The sequence below is a fragment of the Flavobacterium polysaccharolyticum genome (genome assembly GCF_038739875.1).
GTDB lineage: Bacteria > Bacteroidota > Bacteroidia > Flavobacteriales > Flavobacteriaceae > Flavobacterium > Flavobacterium polysaccharolyticum.
The window spans coordinates 52449-70819 of the sequence record NZ_JBCGDP010000019.1 but is presented as its reverse complement, the minus strand read 5'-3'; the positions used below and the strand labels follow the sequence as shown (position 1 = coordinate 70819).

Annotated in this window: 14 protein-coding genes and 1 other RNA gene; 5 read left to right on the top strand and 10 right to left on the bottom strand. The window is 32.6% G+C overall.

Annotated features, from left to right (window positions below; genetic code table 11):
- Positions 1 to 8: 8 nt before the first annotated feature.
- The 6 genes from WFZ86_RS16530 to ffs form a co-directional block, all read right to left on the bottom strand.
- Positions 9 to 1832 carry a T9SS type A sorting domain-containing protein gene (locus WFZ86_RS16530; RefSeq protein WP_342692954.1) on the bottom strand — a complete coding sequence of 608 codons (1824 nt, stop codon included), beginning with the start codon at positions 1830 to 1832 and terminating at the stop codon, positions 9 to 11.
- A 48-nt stretch (positions 1833 to 1880) separates the two neighbouring features.
- Positions 1881 to 3698, bottom strand: coding sequence for a T9SS type A sorting domain-containing protein (locus WFZ86_RS16525; RefSeq protein ID WP_342692953.1), 1818 nt, complete (start codon positions 3696 to 3698; stop codon positions 1881 to 1883).
- Positions 3699 to 4371: 673 nt separating this feature from the next.
- Entirely contained in the window at positions 4372 to 5028 is a 657-nt protein-coding gene (gene fsa / locus WFZ86_RS16520) for a fructose-6-phosphate aldolase (RefSeq protein ID WP_342692952.1), read from the bottom strand.
- Between the two features lie 50 nt (positions 5029 to 5078).
- Positions 5079 to 5915, bottom strand: coding sequence for a hypothetical protein (locus WFZ86_RS16515; protein ID WP_342692951.1), 837 nt, complete (start codon positions 5913 to 5915; stop codon positions 5079 to 5081).
- 16 nt (positions 5916 to 5931) lie between these two features.
- The gene (locus tag WFZ86_RS16510; protein ID WP_342692950.1) at positions 5932 to 6735 is read right to left on the bottom strand and encodes an SDR family oxidoreductase; all 804 of its coding nucleotides are present in this window, start codon (positions 6733 to 6735) and stop codon (positions 5932 to 5934) included.
- A 77-nt stretch (positions 6736 to 6812) separates the two neighbouring features.
- Positions 6813 to 6910, bottom strand: an RNA gene (gene ffs, locus WFZ86_RS16505) — signal recognition particle sRNA small type.
- Positions 6911 to 6998: 88 nt separating this feature from the next.
- Between ffs and WFZ86_RS16500 the strand changes: the two genes are divergently transcribed.
- Together WFZ86_RS16500 and hutI are read left to right on the top strand one after the other, a co-directional pair.
- Complete coding sequence (locus WFZ86_RS16500) at positions 6999 to 8048, top strand: glutaminyl-peptide cyclotransferase (RefSeq protein ID WP_342692949.1); 1050 nt, start codon at positions 6999 to 7001, stop codon at positions 8046 to 8048.
- Positions 8049 to 8134: 86 nt separating this feature from the next.
- Entirely contained in the window at positions 8135 to 9373 is a 1239-nt protein-coding gene (hutI, locus tag WFZ86_RS16495) for an imidazolonepropionase (protein ID WP_342692948.1), read from the top strand.
- 52 nt (positions 9374 to 9425) lie between these two features.
- On the opposite strand, the gene WFZ86_RS16490 is transcribed toward hutI, so the two are convergent.
- Entirely contained in the window at positions 9426 to 10301 is an 876-nt protein-coding gene (locus WFZ86_RS16490) for a hypothetical protein (RefSeq protein WP_342692947.1), read from the bottom strand.
- An 88-nt stretch (positions 10302 to 10389) separates the two neighbouring features.
- Here WFZ86_RS16490 and WFZ86_RS16485 point away from each other — a divergent pair, with 88 nt between their 5' ends.
- Both WFZ86_RS16485 and WFZ86_RS16480 read left to right on the top strand, forming a co-directional pair.
- A complete protein-coding gene (locus tag WFZ86_RS16485; RefSeq protein WP_342692946.1) occupies positions 10390 to 11430 on the top strand; it encodes a formimidoylglutamase in 1041 nt (346 codons plus the stop codon).
- A gap of 131 nt (positions 11431 to 11561) precedes the next feature.
- Complete coding sequence (locus tag WFZ86_RS16480; protein ID WP_342692945.1) at positions 11562 to 12812, top strand: DEAD/DEAH box helicase; 1251 nt, start codon at positions 11562 to 11564, stop codon at positions 12810 to 12812.
- Here WFZ86_RS16480 and WFZ86_RS16475 read toward each other — a convergent pair.
- From WFZ86_RS16475 to aroC, 3 genes are all read right to left on the bottom strand, one after another.
- Complete coding sequence (locus tag WFZ86_RS16475; RefSeq protein ID WP_342692944.1) at positions 12809 to 15013, bottom strand: ATP-binding response regulator; 2205 nt, start codon at positions 15011 to 15013, stop codon at positions 12809 to 12811. The two genes, WFZ86_RS16480 and WFZ86_RS16475, sit on opposite strands and share 4 nt — an antisense overlap.
- 184 nt (positions 15014 to 15197) lie before the next feature.
- The gene (locus WFZ86_RS16470; RefSeq protein WP_342692943.1) at positions 15198 to 16451 is read right to left on the bottom strand and encodes a dicarboxylate/amino acid:cation symporter; all 1254 of its coding nucleotides are present in this window, start codon (positions 16449 to 16451) and stop codon (positions 15198 to 15200) included.
- 65 nt (positions 16452 to 16516) lie between these two features.
- Positions 16517 to 17578, bottom strand: a complete 1062-nt coding sequence (aroC, locus tag WFZ86_RS16465) for a chorismate synthase (protein ID WP_342692942.1) — start codon at positions 17576 to 17578, stop codon at positions 16517 to 16519.
- A gap of 352 nt (positions 17579 to 17930) precedes the next feature.
- Between aroC and WFZ86_RS16460 the strand changes: the two genes are divergently transcribed.
- Complete coding sequence (locus WFZ86_RS16460) at positions 17931 to 18362, top strand: hypothetical protein (protein ID WP_342692941.1); 432 nt, start codon at positions 17931 to 17933, stop codon at positions 18360 to 18362.
- Positions 18363 to 18371: the final 9 nt, after the last annotated feature.

The window sequence follows — 18371 nt, the reverse complement described above, 5'->3', positions numbered from 1 at the left end:
ATATTTAGCTATTGAACTATAATTTTTAGCGTTTCAATTTTAGAATTTTGCCTCAGCTGTACAATGTAGATACCAGTTAAGGGAAATATCGATTGGTCTATTTTATACTGATTACTTTTGAATTCTGATTGGTGTAATACTTTACCCTGTACATCAATGATTTTAAGAACAGTATCTTCTGAGGGATCTAACCCATCGATGGTTACAGCTTCATTTATAGATGGATTTGGATAAGCGGTAAAGAGTTTATAATCATTTTCTGCAACCGACAACGAAGTTGGAGTAGATAGTATTTCAAATCCAAGCTTTCCTGCATACAAACTACGTTTGCCAGTAAGATTGTTTAATTTTCCATCAGCATCAAAGTCCGTACTTAAAAGTTTAACATTCTGGGGTAAAACCTCTTCTGACCCACCACTATATGAGAATAAAAAATTTGTTGCTACCCAAGCATTTGCAGACAGCTTAACATTTTCTCCTCCGTTCCATGCTTCAGTTCTTATCGAGGCAATGGAATTAGGCGCTATAATTGTGTTGCGATAAGTATGTATATTGGTTGGATTACTATATGTAGTATTTAAATTCCAAATTATTGGACCCGATTCCCAAGCTACAATGTTAGATTGTATATAGTTATAACAAATTTCTTGATTATAGATAAGTCCTGACACTTGATTGTTATTCATTCTAATCATACTATAAGGTGCTTCACCTGTTAAGTGATTAAAGCGAATGGTTTGATTTTTAGTACTTCCCTTAACATGAAAAAATGCTGATCCATTTGAAGAAGGGAAATACACATTTGTAAATTTGTTGTTTTCGAGAAGAACGCCATCACAAGTGTAGGTAACAACAAGCTGCATTGAGGCTGTTGGTAATACTTCGCAGTCGACAATAGCTACATTCTGGGTAAACGTTGTACCATTCAAAAACACGATACAAGACGGATTATCTGTGCCTGATGTGCCAAAAGTTTGATTGCTAAATTTTAATTTCCAGAACAAATAATTCGAGTTTTTTGTGGAAATTTGTATAATTCGATTGTTTTCTTGATCAGTTCTAGAACCTCTAAATTCCATTCCGACAAAGGCTACATCTCCAGTATTTACGAAAAAATGACCATTATTCATGTTAAATACAACATCACTTTCAACAGCTAAGAATGATCTCGGTTTAATATTGGGGTCGATGGCACAGTTTGTATTTGGTATTCTTCCATAGACAGGGTAAGTACCTCTTTTGAATACAGCAATTTTATTGGCAAAAGTGGCATCGGTATCACTATTTCTCCATAAGCCTGTTGGGATAGAAGCTAACGGACTATTCCATGTTCCTGTATTTGCATCGTTTCCATTTACTTGATCCAAAACGACAAAAGCCGTTTCATCCGTTTGTACAGTCCAAATGGCATTGGTAGTTGCGCCAGATTGATCGGTTACTTTAATGTTAAAATTGCCTGTTCCACTAGGATTTGGCCATGAAACCGTGGCGTAACCATCTGGATAGTTATGAGCAATAAGTCCCGTGATTGGATCTATTGTTCTATTCATTTCGCCAACAATAGTCGCTGTGCTTGGTCCTGAAACAATTTCATATTTAAAAGGAGCTTCTCCACCTTGAATGCAAATACGGGTTTGATAGGTCCAGTTACTACTTGCTTTTCGGTGTAAAGCATTGTTGGGTGTTTCTGCATCAGGTCTCGGATAGAGAAGTCGTAAGGGTAGTTTTTGCCCTACTTTATAGTCGGAAGCGATAAGCCAATTTTGGGAAAAAACAACAGTGCCGGAGTGTAGAAAAAGCAAAGCAAACAAGATAGATTTGATATTACTCATGGTTTTGATTTTTGTTTGTGATTAACTTAATATTGCAGTATAATTCAATTATTGAACTACAACTTTTAGCGTTTCAATTTTAGAACTTTGTTTCAGCTGTACCATATATATACCAGTTAAAGGAAATATCGATTGGTCTATTTTATACTGATTACTTTTGAATACTGACTGATATAGTAATTTGCCTTGTAAATCAATGATTTTGATAAAAGTGTCTTCTGATGGATTTAAGCCCTCGATGGTTACAGCTTCATTTATAGATGGATTTGGATAAGCGGTAAAGAGTTTATAATCATTTGTTTGCACCGATAAAGGAACTTCCGTCGATAATATTTCAAAACCAAGCTTTCCTGCATAAAGGGTTCTTTTTCCAGTAGCATTATTGATAGTGCCATCAGCATTGAGATCATTAGCAAGAAGTTGTGCATTTTGTGGAGCTACTAATTCATATCCCGAGTGATATACCAAGTAATTTGATGCCCAAGCATTCCCTGAAAGTTTCACATTGTCACCGCCATTCCAAGAAGCAGCAGAAATAGCGTAGTTAGGAGTTATAACGGTGTTGCGATAACAGTGTGTGTTGACTGCGTTGCTAGTTGCAGTAGCATTCTGATTCCACATTATGAGACCCGATTCCCAAGCTACCATATTAGATTGCAAATAGTTATAACAAACTTCTTGATTTGAAGCTCGTAATGCTGGGTTTTGCTGATTACTCATTCTAATCATACCACTTGGTGCAATCCCAGATAGTTTATTAAATCTTACGCTTACATTATTTGAGTCATCTTTTAAATGAATTAAGACAGAGCCATTTGAAGCCGAAAGGTTAGCATTAGTAATTTTATTGTTCTCGACGAGAACGCCATCGGTAGCGAAGGTACAAATGAGTTGCATGGCAGCCGTAGATAACCATTCGCAGTCCACAACAGCTATGTTATTGCTAAATGTAGAAGCATCCATAAATACTATACAAGCTGGATTGTCAATAGGATTTATTCCAGTTGTCTGATGGCTAAATTTTAATTTCCAGAACAAATAATTCGAGTTTTTTGTAGAAACCTGAATGATACGATTGTTATTTAAATCGGTTCTAGAACCTCTAAATTCCATTCCGACAAAGGCTACATCTCCAGTATTTACGAAAAAATAACCATTATTCATGTTAAATACAACATCACTTTCAACAGCTAAGAATGATCTCGGTTTAATATTGGGGTCGATGGCACAGTTTGTATTTGGTATTCTTCCATAGACAGGGTAAGTACCTCTTTTGAATACAGCAATTTTATTGGCATAAGTGGCATCGGTATCACTATTTCTCCATAAGCCTGTTGGGATAGAGGCTAAGGGACTATGCCACGTTCCCGTATTTGCATCGTTTCCATTTACTTGATCCAAAACGACAAAAGCAGTTTCATCCGTTTGTACAGTCCAAATGGCATTGGTAATTGCACCAGATTGATCGGTTACTTTAATGTTAAAATTGCCTGTTCCACTAGGATTTGGCCATGAAACCGTGGCGTAACCATCTGGATAGCTATGAGCAATAAGTCCCGTGATTGGATCTATTGTTCTATTCATTTCGCCAACAATAGTCGCTGTGCTTGGTCCTGAAATAATTTCATATTTAAAAGGAGCTTCTCCACCTTGAATGCAAATACGGGTTTGATAGGTCCAGTTACTACTTGCTTTTCGGTGTAAAGCATTGTTGGGTGTTTCTGCATCAGGTCTCGGATAAATAAGTCGTAGGGGTAGTTTTTGCCCTACTTTATAATCGGAAGCGATAAGCCAATTTTGGGAAAAAACAACAGTACTCAAGCTTAGAAAAAACAAAGCAGATAAGATAGATTTGGCATTAATCATACGTATGAATTTATTTAACATTTAGATAGTAATGTATTGATTTTCAAAATATAAAAAATTATTACAAATAAAATAGTCTTTAGCACTTATTGAAAAAATAAGATTAAATAGAATACATTTTTGATTCATTTATTGTATTTGGGTATTGAAAAACTAGTTCTTACTTTTTAAATTTAGTTTACTATAAAAAATGATCATAGTCTAAGTGTTTATACTTGATAAAGTAACAAAGGAAATTGGGCGAGGGACACCCCATTTCCTGACAAACAAACAACAAAAAAGCACTTTATAGTACCAACAGCGTTTTTGGAAAATAATCCCATTGTCCTTTATAAAATTCTAGAAATACAAAGATAATATTGGTATTTATTATAAAACTCACTATAAATAGTGAGTTTTTATTTTGGTTTTATGTGTTTTGGGTTATTCAAAACAATAGACGTACGTATACTAAACGACAAAAAGAAATAAATCTGCAAACCGCGCAGTTCTGAAAAACAAGAGCGGTAGATTTTTGATTAAAAAAAGTAACATTTACTTGGGTTAATAATCTTTTATTGTCTAATTTTTATGTTTGTCGGTTGATAGTGCTAACTAAACAAAAAAGTCCCATTTCAATGAAATGGGACTTTTTTATTACGCGATTAAGAGAGAAATTCTCTTTAATATTCTATTACTTATTTCCTTTTTCGAAGTCAGCAACAAATTGAGCTAATCCGATATCAGTTAATGGATGTTTTAATAAACCATAAATTGCAGAAAGTGGTCCTGTCATTACATCAGCACCGATTTTAGCACAATTTACAATATGCATAGTATGACGAACAGAAGCGGCTAAAATTTGGGTTTCATATCCATAATTATCATACACTAATCTTATTTCTTCAATCAAATTCAATCCATCAGTAGAAACATCATCCAAACGCCCAACAAATGGTGAAACATAAGTTGCTCCAGCTTTTGCTGCTAAAATAGCTTGACCTACAGAAAAAACAAGCGTTACATTAGTTTTGATACCTTTATCAGAAAAATATTTGGCCGCCATTACCCCTTCTTTGGTCATTGGTAATTTCACAACGATTTGCTCGTGTAATTCAGCTAATTCTTCTCCTTCTTTGATCATTCCATCATAATCCAAAGCATTAACCTCGGCACTAACATCACCTTCTACCAAATTACAGATATCAACATAATGTTTTAAAATATTGTTTTTCCCAGTAATACCTTCTTTAGCCATCAAAGAAGGATTTGTTGTAACCCCATCCAAAACCCCTAATGCCTGAGCTTCTTTTATTTGAGCTAAATTAGCTGTGTCTATAAAAAATTTCATAATTATTAAATTTTAATTGTGTGTTTTTAAATTGCCTGCAAAATTACAATTTAGAATCTTAATTTAGCACCAATTGCTAAATCAATTCTCCATAAATTTTCATATTCTTCTTCATTCAGTTTTATTGTTTCAGAAGTACCGTCAGCATAGGTGTATTTTAGCTTTTTCAACATTCCGCCAATAAAATTAACTTGTGGACCTATCAAAAAATTTGGTGCTAATCTAAAATGATATCCCATTCCACCAATCATACCCAAATTTCCACCAGTAATCTTTAATGGATTTCCAATAATTTTAGAATCATTTTGATAACCAATATATCCAATGGCTAATTCTAAATTTGCTTCACCAGTTCTTGCACTTTCATTTTCTGAAAGTATAATGGATGGACCAATAAATGTAATGCTAATATCATCACTAAAAGCACCACTTATTACAGTTCCATCATTCAAAATAATAGATTGATTTTTTATAGTCCCACTAGATTGGTATACATTATACTTTACCCCAAAACCATTTCTACCATCTTTTACGTAATAAGCTGTTAAATCATAACTAATTCCAGACTTTAAATCTCTGAAATATTTTTTTTGCTCAGAATTTAAACCATCTGGAGAGGAAGCCAATCTATAACTCTGAGCAATATTAGCAAGAAATAAAAACTTTGATCTTTTATATGAGATACTATTAAAGACTTCATTTTTAGAATCAATTATATCTGAAAAATGAAAATCTTTTTTATTCTTAGTAGTATCAATTAAAGATGTATTTGTTAAACTTTTAAAAAAATTGGTTTCTGCAAGTTCATTTCTTGGAATTGAGTTTATATTATTCTTAACTGAGCCTAGACAAATAATAGGAAAAACTAATAGTAATTTTTTAAACATTTCTTTTAATTTTAATTTATAGTTTATAATGATTCATAAGCATTTTTTCATAGACTTTATCTGGCAATATTCTTTTAAGAACAATTGAGAATTTCTGCATAAAAGCGCCAACTTTATAATGAATTTTTGGTGATGCCGAATTAATAATTTGATAGACAGCTTCAGCCATTTCGTTAGGATTACTTCCACTATCAACATGTGCATTCATAGCTTGCAACGTTCTACCATAAACCTCCTGATAAGCAGAGCCTTCAACAACTGGGGCATGATATCTTCCGGCAGCAATATTAGTAGCAAAATCTCCTGGTGCCACATTAGTGATTGAAATTCCAAAATCTTTGACTTCCATACGTAAAGCTTCCGTAATAAGTTCTAAAGCTCCTTTAGAAGCTGAATATACGCTTCTGTAAGGTAAGCCCATATATCCAGCAATTGAAGTCACATTGATGATCAATCCTGATTTTTGCAGACGCATTTGTGGCAAAACAGCTTTTATGACTTCTATTGGACCAAAAAAATTAGTCTCAAAATTGTTTCTAATTTCATCAGCGGGAATTTCCTCTAAAGGCCCTGTAATACCCACACCAGCATTATTTATAACTATATCAATTTTTCCCGAGGAAGCTATAATGTAATTAACAGCATCTTTGATAGAAGCACTATTTCTAACATCTAAAGCAATTAAAGGGAAAACAGAATCACGATTTTTTTCTGGATGACGACTAGTCCCAAAAACTACAAATCCTTTTTTGTGCAAATACTCTCCAATAGATTTACCTATTCCTGATGATCCACCAGTAATCAAAACTACTTTATTCATTATTTTAAAATTTATGGATGTGGTAAAAATAAAAAAATCTTCCCTTAGGAAGACTACATTTAATCAAAAGAAATAAAAAAAGGCAAGCGACCTACATCGCACCGCTCAACCGCTTACCCTTGCTGCGTTCCCACCCTGGGGGAGTCTGCAGGAGCTGGTCGTGTAGGACTTGCCAGTGCAAATATACAATCTTTTTATATTTTTGCAAGAGCTTTGACTCTTAAAAATATCGTTGTATATTGGCTTATCCTAAAAATTCAAACATGAAAAAACTCAACGTCCTTTATATCATTTTATTAGGAATTATTTTAACCAACTGTGGTGATACAAAAAAAGGTGAAAATTCTATTTTTACTATTGATAATTCTGCTTTTAAACCTTTTTATACAGCAAAAGATGTCTTAAAAGTCGGTGTTTTGAATCCAAATTCTAAAACAATTGACAGTATTGTATATTATATCAATGATATTAAAATCTTCACTGGCAAAGGAAATGCAGCTCTTGATTTTCCATTCAATAATCAAAAATTAGGTTACCAAAACATCAAAGCCTTGGTTTATTTTGGAGGAGATAGCTCTGAAGCAACCGCTAGAGTTGAATTGGTTTCTGATATCGAACCTAAATTGCTAAAATATGCAGTTGTAAATACCTATCCTCATGATGTAAAATCTTTTACCGAAGGATTAGAGTTCTATAAAGATACACTATATGAAAGTACTGGCCTAAAAGGTTCTTCTTATATCAGGAAATATGATTATAAAACAGGAGAAATTTACAAACAAATAGATTTAGACTCTGCTTATTTTGGTGAAGGAATTACAATTTTAAACAATAAAATTTATCAATTAACGTGGGAACAAAAAACTGGTTTTATATATAATGTAAATACTTTTAAACTAGAAAAAAAATTCACCTATAGTAAAGAAATAGAAGGCTGGGGAATGACCAATGACGGAAAGTCAATTTTTCATACAGATGGCACTGAAAAAGTATGGACTTTAAACCCTTCAACTCAAAAATTAGAAAGTAATGTAAATGTATATTCCGGTAATTCTAAAATAAAAAAAATAAATGAACTCGAATATATTAATGGCAAAATATACACTAACATTTGGCTAAAAGACGCCATTGCGGTATTCAATCCATTGAATGGAGCCGTTGAAGGTGTTTTGGATTTATCAAAATTAAGAAAAGAATTAAAAAGCTCAACAGCGGAAGCTTTAAACGGTATTGCATACAACCCAAAAACCAAAACCATCTTTGTTACAGGTAAAAACTGGGATAAAATGTTCGAGATCAAAATATCTGAATAAAATTTATAAAACAAATACACAAGTTTCACAGATTTCATGATTGTTCTCATGATTATTTGTGAAATTTGTGTTTATATACTTCATTTATGACTACATTAATTACCAACATAAAAGAACTTTTACAAATACGAAACTCAGATATTACAAAGGTTTCTGGTACAGAAATGGCTATTTTGCCTACCATCAAAAATGCGTATTTGGTTATCCATAATGATTTGATATCAGATTTTGGTTCCATGGAAAACCTACCCAACCTAAAGGCAGACACAACTATTGATGCTTGTGGAAAAATAATACTCCCTTCTTGGTGTGATAGTCATACACATATTGTTTACGCTGGAAATCGTGAACAAGAATTTGTTGACAGAATCAACGGTTTGACTTATGAAGAAATCGCAAATCGTGGTGGTGGTATCTTAAATTCAGCCCAAAAATTAAACGAAACCTCTGAAGAAGAATTGTATCGTCAATCAGAAGAAAGACTTAAGGAAGTCATACAATTGGGAACTGGTGCCGTAGAAATAAAATCGGGATACGGATTAACCGTAGAAGGAGAACTAAAAATGTTACGCGTCATTAAAAAATTAACCAACAACTATCCAATTGCTATCAAAGCTACATTTTTAGGGGCACACGCCTTTCCTAGCCAATTCAAAGACAACAAAAAAGCCTATATTGACTTAATTATTAACGAAATGCTTCCTAAAATTGCTAACGAAAATTTAGCTGATTTTATCGATGTTTTTTGTGAAAACGGCTATTTTACCGTAGCACAGACCGAACTAATTATAGCTGCTGGAATTCGATATGGATTGCAACCAAAAATCCATGTCAACCAGTTTAACTCTATTGGCGGAATTCAAGTTGGAGTTCAAAACAAAGCGCTTTCTGTAGATCATCTTGAAGTAATGACTCCAGAAGACATAGAAGAACTAAAAGGGACTTCAACAATGCCAGTTGCTTTACCTTCTTGCTCCTATTTTCTGAGTATCCCTTACACACCTGCGCGTGAAATGATAAAAGCCGGACTACCGTTAGCCTTAGCTACAGATTTTAACCCAGGTTCTACACCATCTGGAAACATGAATTTTGTTGTTGCAACTGCTTGTATCAAAATGAAGATGACACCTGAAGAAGCTATAAATGCTGCTACCATCAACGGAGCATACGCCATGGGAATCAGTTCTACTCATGGAAGCATTACTATTGGAAAAAAAGCCAATCTTATCATCACAAAACCTATCCCTTCCTATTATCAGATTCCTTATGCTTTTGGAAGTAATCTAATAGAAAGTATAATTTTGGATGGCAAGCTTTATCAATAAAAAAGGAGGAATTTACATTCCTCCTTTTTCATAAAAATCTAAATTTTATTTATTATCTCAAAGTAAAACTTGTTTTAGAAACCAATACATCTTTATCGAAAATATTGATAAAATAAGTTCCTGCTTCGAAGTTTTTACCCGGTAAATCTTTAGAAACATTTACAGTTTTATTTTCATAGGCTACTGTAGTAGCAAAACTATAAGTCAAACTATTCTCTCCAAAAGTCTCGGTTTGCTTTTCTCCTAAAACATTGTTTTTACTATCAATAACCTGAACATAATAGGTTTTGTCTCCAGATTTTGCAATTTGATTTTCGGCAATAGTAAAGCTAATTTTCAAGATATCAGCTCTAGTTGCTTTATCTGTCTCAATTTGTTTTCCTGAGCTTTTTAATTTATAAGCTGAAGTTTTAGTATTCAAAATAGTTAATTTTGCTCCTTTTTCAACGGTTTTAGAAAGTTCTTCATTTTGACCTACTAGTACCTCGTTAAACTTTTTAGATTCACCAAGAACAACTACAGTACTATCTCTTTGAGCCGTAACTTTTTCATTAGCTATTTTCAATCCTTCATTTTCTGTCATCAAAGCTTTCATTTTATTTTGCAAAGCTGATAATTGCGTCTTGAATTTTGAAACGTCACCTTTAGATTGATTCAATTCATCCATTAGAGCAACAATTTTGTCTCTTTCTTGGATTAATTCTTCAGACATTGAAGTATTTTCAGCAATTGCTGCGTCATAAGTTGTTTTTAACGTTTGTAAATCCTTCATTACAGATTCTTTTTCCGTTAAAGTTGTTGTTAATTCCGATTTGACAACCTCTGCGTCGGATGACATTTTGAAAATATATACTAAACTACCTACTAATAATACTGCTAAAACGGCAATAATTGCCTTTAGACTTGAATTGTTTTGTTCTTTTTCCATGCTTTTTTAATTTTTATTCAAATTTAGGGATATAATACAAAGGTATAACGTCTGTTGACATATTTATAGTATTTTTGAAATAAAAAAAATGGAAAAATTAATCCAATTCACCTTGAGTGACCTGGCTAAAATTACCAATCACAGAAGTGGCGAAATCAAGTTTGGTGAAAAAATGGTTACTATACCTAAAGATGCCGATCTTGTCTCTTTCATAAAATCTACAGAAGCAAAATATGTTTTACTAGGCATTCCAGAAGATATAGGTATTCGAGCGAATTATGGCAGACCGGGAGCAGCCTCTGCATGGGAAAATGCCATAAAAAGCATTGCCAATATTCAACATAATAGATTTTGCAAAGGCAGCCAAATTCTTGTTTTGGGGCAAATAGATGTAAAAGAAGAAATGAATGAGGTCAAAAATCTGGATTTTAATGATGTAGATGACCGTTCAAAACTGAGTCAATTGGTAAAAAAAATTGACAAAGAAGTATCATATATCATTTGTAAAATTATTCAAGCTGGCAAAATTCCAATAATCATTGGTGGAGGTCACAACAACTCCTACGGAAATATAAAAGGAACCGCTCTGGCCAAAGGGAAAGCCGTCAATGCCATAAATTTTGATGCACATTCAGACTTTAGAATTCTAGAAGGAAGACACAGTGGTAATGGTTTTTCGTATGCCTTTGAAGAGGGATTTCTAAAAAAATACTTTATCTTCGGATTACATGAAAATTATACATCAAAAAGTGTTCTTGATATTCTCAAAAAACTAGAAGATAGAGTTCGATACACTACTTATGACAGTATTAATGTTCGTAAAGAAAAAGATTTCAGACAGGAAATAGCCGTAGCGCTTGATTTTATTAAAAATGATCCTTTTGGAATAGAAATAGACCTAGATGCTATTCCAAATATAGCCAGTAGCGCCATGACTTTAAGTGGTTTTTCAATTGAAGAATTACGTTCTTTCATTTCCTTTTTTGCCAAACAAAAAAATGCGGCTTATATTCATATTTGCGAAGGCGCTCCAGATCTAGATCAAGAACAAAATAATCATTTAATTGGCAAATTAATCGGCTATCTTGTCACCGATTTTATAAAAGCATACAATCAAAATCTACTATAGGGTATTTTTAAGAGACATGTGATAATCAAAATAAAAACCTTCGTTTCATAAATAAATAGGCAACAAAAATAATAACACTATCTTTGTTGCCTTATTCTTTGTGCTAATCAGAGAATTTAAATTTCAAAAATATGTTATTCGAAGATTTATCACTTTCAAAAAGTATACAAAAGGCAGTGTTTGAAGAAGGTTACACTGAACCTACTCCTATTCAAGAACAAGCGATCCCATTAGTGCTCTCTGGTAGAGACCTTGTCGGTTGTGCACAAACTGGAACTGGAAAAACAGCTGCATTTGCTATCCCTATCATTCATCAACTCCATCGAATTGTTGGCTCATCCAAAAAAGCGAAATTAATAAGAGCGCTTGTTGTTACCCCAACAAGAGAACTTGCCGTTCAAATTGGGCAAAATTTTGACACTTATGCAAAATATACTAATCTGACTCAATTAACGATTTTTGGTGGTGTTTCTCAAAACCCACAAGTAGACACTTTACGACAAGGAGTAGATGTACTAATTGCAACACCTGGGAGACTGCTAGATCTTCATAAACAAGGATTCATCAATTTGGATCATTTACATACTTTAGTTTTAGATGAAGCGGATCAAATGTTGGACATGGGATTCGTAAATGATGTCAAGAAAATTGTAAAGTTAACTCCTAAAAACAGGCAAACACTTCTTTTTTCCGCGACTATGCCAATTGCAATAAGAGAATTAGCAGAAATGTTTTTAACCGATCCAGCTACGGTTACCGTCTCTCCTGTCTCTTCTACTGCTGAAAAAGTAGAACAACGACTGTATTTTGTAGAAAAATCTGAAAAACGTAATTTATTGTATCATTTGATAAAAAATGAAGATTTAAGCGATGTTTTAGTTTTTTCAAGAACCAAACATGGTGCTGACAATGTTGTAAAGGCACTGCGTAAAAAAGGTATACCAGCCGAAGCAATTCATGGCGATAAATCTCAAAATGCTAGACAAAGAGTTTTAGATGCTTTCAAAAATAAAGAAGTTGGTGTTTTGGTAGCTACAGATATTGCTGCAAGAGGAATTGATATTGATCAATTGCCATTTGTAATTAACTTTGATTTACCTAATATTCCCGAAACTTATGTTCATCGAATTGGACGTACTGGTCGTGCTGGAAATGGAGGTATTGCCATTTCGTTTTGTGGAAAAGACGAACATCCTTATTGGAAAGATATTCAGAAATTAATTAAAGTTGATGTGAAAACGATTACAGATCATCCATTTCCATGGCAATCAGGTAATCCTACTGAACCCAATGAAAAACCAAAAAATTCAAACCGAAGTGGCGGGGCACACAAATCCAGAAAATCAGCAAATGCTAAACAAAATAAAAAACGTTGGTACTAACCAGCGTTTTTTGTATGATGTATTAATGTACTCATTGCATTAAAAAGCTTAGACTGATCAAAAGGTTTAATGATAATATCATTCAATCCCGCCAAAAGAGCTTCTTCTGCTATTTCTTCTTTATCAAATGCCGTCAGGGCAATAATTGGGGTTTGTATATTTTTATTTCGTATCAATCGAGTAGTCTCAAAACCATTCAATAATGGCATGTTGATATCCATTAAAATAATATCAAAAATTTCTTTTTCTAACATTTTTAAAGCTTCATAACCATCATCAACTACATAACATTTATAATTATTTTTTTCCATTATTTTTTTGGTTACTAACTGGTTGATTCTGTTATCTTCTACTACTAATACTTTAAAAATTTGACTAGTTGATAAATCTACTCTGATATTATTAATAAGTTCATTGGTTTTTTCAAGATCGCTTTCAAAAGGAATACAAAAACTAAAAGTAGTACCTTCTCCAAGAGCACTCTCTAATGTGATATCGCTTCCGAACAAATCTAATAATCTTTTCACTATAGACAAACCTAATCCGGTACCTTGATAATCAGTATCATTACGTCCTACCTGCACAAATTTATCAAAAATCTTATCTTGATCTACATCTGCAATTCCTACACCTGTATCTTTAACTTTAAAACCGATATAATTATTACTTCCTTCTATCTTTTCTAACGTGGCGGTTATAGTAACTGTACCGTTTTTGGTAAATTTCAGAGCATTACTTATTAAGTTCATAATGATCTGAGAAAAACGTAATTTATCACCAATCACATATTCTGGAATATTAGTATCAACCGATAACTCTATTTTATTCTTATTATTCTGAGATAAAAAAGAAAGAGAACGAATAATCATTTCTATTTCGTCTGAAATATTAAAAGTCATACTTTCTAAAACTACCCTATTCTCCTCAATTTTATTAATCTGTAATATATCATTTACAAGAGAAAGTAAGTAACGAGCAGAAAATTTAAGCGAACTTAAATGAGAACTTTTTGATAAATCTTTATATTCATCAATCAACATATTGGTTATACCAATAACACCATACAAAGGTGTTCTTAACTCATGACTAATCGTTGAAACAAACTGTGATTTCATTTGTGAGGCCTCTTCTGCTTTCTCTTTTGCCAGTAATAAATCGTTATTAGCAACAGTCAATTCTCTATTTATTTTTCTTTTAAAAATATTGTTTCGAATCAAAGTAAAAATTAACATTAACAGTACAAAAAGAACAATTACAAATAAAATTACTATAATTTTTGATTTTCTAAGATTCTGGTTTTGAGCATCTTTAATCAACTCAACTTTGGTTAATTCTCTTTTGTATTCATCTAATTCTAAATTTAAACCAGCAATCGAAGCTTTAAAAAGTTTATCTTCATTGTATAGTTTTTCCTTTAACTCATCAAATTTTTTAAGATGAATATAGGCTTCTTTGTAATTCCCACTTCTAAATAGCATTTTAGAAAATTCGTTGTGAGCATATGAAACATCATTCAATTCATTATGTTCATATCCTAGCGCAATTGCTTTTTCAAAATGTATTCTAGCTCTATTGTAATCAACAATATGCGCATAATACATTCCGTTAATCATTTGATAAACAGAGCTTAAGGACTGATTTCCGTATTTATTAAAATTTGCATTAGAATAATTCAGAAATTCTAATCCTTCATCAAAATTAGAATCATCAAAATAAGCCCAACTTAAATTCAAACTGGCTAGTAAAGTATAAGTCTGATTAGGAATTTTTTTACTGTAGAAAATAGCTTTTTTATAATATTGAATGCCTTTTTTATATTGTCCTTTTTCAAAACAATATAAATTTCCTAAATTATTATTAGTCTTAAATTTTAGTGTATCACTTAGTGTTTTGTTAGCATAAAATAATGCTTTTTTGTAGTAATCAATTGATTTATCAAATTCAGAAAACTCATTATAATTCGAACCAATCGTATTATAAGAGTCTGCTAACAAAACACTATCATTTAAAAGCAACGCTTTTTTCAAAACTTCTCTTGATAGTAATAAAGATTTCTCAAAATCTTGATTCCGGTAAAGCTTATTAGCTTGTTTAGATTGTTTTAAAAGCTCTTTCCGATCAACCGAAGTATTTTGTGCTGATATAAAAGAATTAAAACCAAACAATAAAACAAATACTAAAACAATTTGATTTAGGGACATAATTGTTTATTATTTCTCCAAATATACATTTATATACAAATAAATAATCATTTTTTTTAGGAAATCTAATACTATAAACTAAAAAAACATCACAATTTATTATACATATATATAAGAATAAACAACCGTTAATTCCAAAAAAAAGCTTGTTTAAGATTTAAACAAGCTTAAAAAAAAGATTTTATTACTCTTCTTCCCATTTCCCAACAACCGAAGTTGCCAAAGCATTACCTAAAACATTGGTCGCGCTTCTAAACATATCACAAAAGTGATCAATTGGCAAAATCAAAGCGATTCCTTCAACAGGTATATCAAACATACCACAAGTTGCAGCCACAACTACTAAACTAGCCCTTGGTACACCTGCAATGCCTTTGCTAGTTAACATCAACACAAACAACATCGTAAATTGTGTGGCAAGATCTAAATGTATCCCATAAGCTTGAGCAATAAAGATTCCTGCAAATGTCATATACATCATACTTCCGTCAAGATTGAACGAATAACCTAATGGAAGCATGAAAGAAACTATTTTGTCTTTAACGCCAAAATTCTCTAATTCTTCTGTCAATTTTGGAAAAACAGCCTCAGAACTTGTGGTTCCAAACGCAATGATTAGCGGACCAACAATACGTTTCAGAAGTTCTTTCATTTGTTTTCCCAAGAAAAAATAACCGACTGATATCAGTATCAACCATAGTGTGCTTATTCCAATTAGAAAAGAACCGAAAAATTTAAAATAAGTAATAGCCAATTCATTAAAATCTCTAACTGCAAAAACTCCTGCAATGGCACCAAATACACCGATCGGAGCAAAATTCATAACAAAATTCACCATTTTCAAAACAATATGAGAAATTTTGTCCATGGCTTTAACTATTGGTTTTGCCGCTTCACCCATAGAAGCCGCTGCTAATCCAAAGAAAATAGAAAACACTACAATTTGTAATATTTCATTGGTAGCCATTGCTTCAAAAATACTTTTGGGAACAATATGCTCTATAAAATTATTGAAAGATAGATTTTGAGTTTTTGCCGTAACATCTGTTACTGAAGCAACATCAACGTTTGAAAGATTTAATCCTACTCCTGGCTTAAGAATATTAACATAAAACATCCCTATCAAAAGAGAAATAAAAGAAGCTGTAAAAAACCATCCTAAAGCTTTTCCTCCAATTCTGCCAACTGCTTTGATGTCTCCTAATTTTGCTATACCAACCACTAGAGTTGTGAATACTAACGGAGAGATAATCATTTGTACCAAACGGATAAAAATGGTCGCTAAAATTTTTATCTTATTACTAAATTCTTGAGCTGTCTCTACAGCAACAGAATTATGAATAATAACTCCCAATATAGCACCGAGAATCATTGCAATTAAGATTTGTCCTGTTAGACTTTTATAAAATGGTTTTTTGGAGGATTGGATTTGTTCCATTTGGTTAATTGGCTATTAAATTGATTAAGTATTTAGCTCGTTAAAATACTAAAATTGATTTGATTCTATAAATAAGTCTTGTTGATTAAGTAGAAATCTGCCAAAACGATAGCTGCCATTGCTTCTACAATAGGAACTGCTCTAGGGACAACACAAGGGTCATGTCTACCTTTCCCTGTCATTTCAACAAGATTACCTTCATTATCGATGGTTTCTTGTTTCTGCATTATAGTAGCGACTGGTTTAAAAGCAACACGAAAATAAATATCCATTCCGTTACTAATTCCACCTTGTATTCCACCAGAAAGATTTGTTTTTGTAGTTCCATCTGCATTGTACAAATCATTGTGTTCACTTCCTTTCATTTTCGCTCCACAAAAACCACTTCCGAATTCAAAACCTTTTACTGCATTGATAGAAAGCATAGCTTTTCCTAATTCTGCATGTAATTTATCAAAAACTGGTTCACCTAGCCCAACAGGAACATTTTGAATAACACAAGTAACAGTTCCACCAACCGTATCTCCTTGCTTGCGAATTTCACGAATGTATTCTTCCATTTGTGAGGCCATTGCTTCATCCGGGCATCGAACGGGATTGCTCTCTATTCTTGAAAAATCAATTTCCTGATAAGGTTTCTCTAGAAAAAGAGGTCCAACAGAGGAAACATAAGCGTTTATTTTTATTCCTGACAGCATTTGCTTAGCAACAGCACCAGCTACTACTCTACTAGCGGTTTCTCTAGCAGAACTGCGACCACCACCTCTGTAGTCACGAACACCATATTTTTTGTCATACACATAATCTGCGTGACTTGGACGATAATTGTCTTTAATATGAGAATAATCATCCGACTTTTGATTCGTATTGGGAATGATAAAACCTATGGGAGTTCCTGTTGTTTTACCTTCAAAAATCCCTGATAAAAACTGAACAGCATCTGGCTCTTTTCGTTGCGTTACTATAGCCGACTGTCCTGGCTTTCTTCTAGCCATTTCTTGTTCAATCGCATCTAAATCTATAGTAATTCCTGGAGGACAACCATCAATAATGCCACCTAGGGCTTCACCATGAGATTCTCCAAAAGTTGTTATTCTATATAGTGTTCCGTAACTATTTCCTGCCATTTTAAAAAATTTTTAAGCAAATGTAAGTTTTAAGAATTAAAGAAAAAAATTTTGAAATGCTTATATTTTGAAGTTTTTATTACAAAACAAGACTTTTTAGTTAGATTTTCACTTTTGCATAATTAATAAAAAGCAAATTATTTTTTTAGGCTTTATAAAAAGTCAATATAAATAAAACAAAGAACAATTCCATATAATGATAAGCGTAACTAACATAAAAATTAAAAATGAGCGCTCTAATTCAATTAAACGTCTTTTTATGATTAAAAATTAAAATAATTTAATCGCTCTTATATTTTTTTAACTTTACATACGTTAATAAGATTATTGCTAATTATTTAAATTAAGAATTATGAAAAAATTACTTTTAGGAATGTTCTTTTTGGCTTCAATACATTTTGCTAGCGCACAAGAAATTGGGGTTAGATTTGGAGATGTAACGGGTAATGATGTTGCTGTTGATGCGGTATTCTCTGCAGGCAAATTTAGCCGTATTCATGCAGATGTTTCTTTTGGAAACGGAGGAGTTGGCGTAGAAGCACTATATGATTTTATCTACAGACCACTTGGTGCCGAATCTTTTAATTGGTATTTAGGAGTTGGGCCTTCTGTATTTATTGGAGATGATTTCTTATTAGGTGCAAGTGGAGAAATTGGTCTAGAATACAAGTTTAAAGGCGCTCCAATAGCTTTAGGAGTAGATTGGAGACCCACCCTTTGGATTGTTGAAGATACTGATTTCCATGCTGGAGGTTTTGGATTAAACGTAAGATATGTATTTTAATTTTTTATA

Excerpts from the sequence above, each read along its gene's own strand:
- WFZ86_RS16475 (WP_342692944.1), bottom strand. The coding sequence starts at position 15,013 with ATGTCCCTAAATCAAATTGTTTTAGTATTTGTTTTATTGTTTGGTTTT.
- WFZ86_RS16480 (WP_342692945.1), top strand. The coding sequence starts at position 11,562 with ATGTTATTCGAAGATTTATCACTTTCAAAAAGTATACAAAAGGCAGTG.
- hutI (WP_342692948.1), top strand. The coding sequence starts at position 8,135 with ATGACTACATTAATTACCAACATAAAAGAACTTTTACAAATACGAAAC.
- fsa (WP_342692952.1), bottom strand. The coding sequence starts at position 5,028 with ATGAAATTTTTTATAGACACAGCTAATTTAGCTCAAATAAAAGAAGCT.
- WFZ86_RS16470 (WP_342692943.1), bottom strand. The coding sequence starts at position 16,451 with ATGGAACAAATCCAATCCTCCAAAAAACCATTTTATAAAAGTCTAACA.
- aroC (WP_342692942.1), bottom strand. The coding sequence starts at position 17,578 with ATGGCAGGAAATAGTTACGGAACACTATATAGAATAACAACTTTTGGA.
- WFZ86_RS16485 (WP_342692946.1), top strand. The coding sequence starts at position 10,390 with ATGGAAAAATTAATCCAATTCACCTTGAGTGACCTGGCTAAAATTACC.
- WFZ86_RS16530 (WP_342692954.1), bottom strand. The coding sequence starts at position 1,832 with ATGAGTAATATCAAATCTATCTTGTTTGCTTTGCTTTTTCTACACTCC.
- WFZ86_RS16515 (WP_342692951.1), bottom strand. The coding sequence starts at position 5,915 with ATGTTTAAAAAATTACTATTAGTTTTTCCTATTATTTGTCTAGGCTCA.
- WFZ86_RS16500 (WP_342692949.1), top strand. The coding sequence starts at position 6,999 with ATGAAAAAACTCAACGTCCTTTATATCATTTTATTAGGAATTATTTTA.
- WFZ86_RS16510 (WP_342692950.1), bottom strand. The coding sequence starts at position 6,735 with ATGAATAAAGTAGTTTTGATTACTGGTGGATCATCAGGAATAGGTAAA.
- WFZ86_RS16490 (WP_342692947.1), bottom strand. The coding sequence starts at position 10,301 with ATGGAAAAAGAACAAAACAATTCAAGTCTAAAGGCAATTATTGCCGTT.
- WFZ86_RS16460 (WP_342692941.1), top strand. The coding sequence starts at position 17,931 with ATGAAAAAATTACTTTTAGGAATGTTCTTTTTGGCTTCAATACATTTT.
- WFZ86_RS16525 (WP_342692953.1), bottom strand. The coding sequence starts at position 3,698 with ATGATTAATGCCAAATCTATCTTATCTGCTTTGTTTTTTCTAAGCTTG.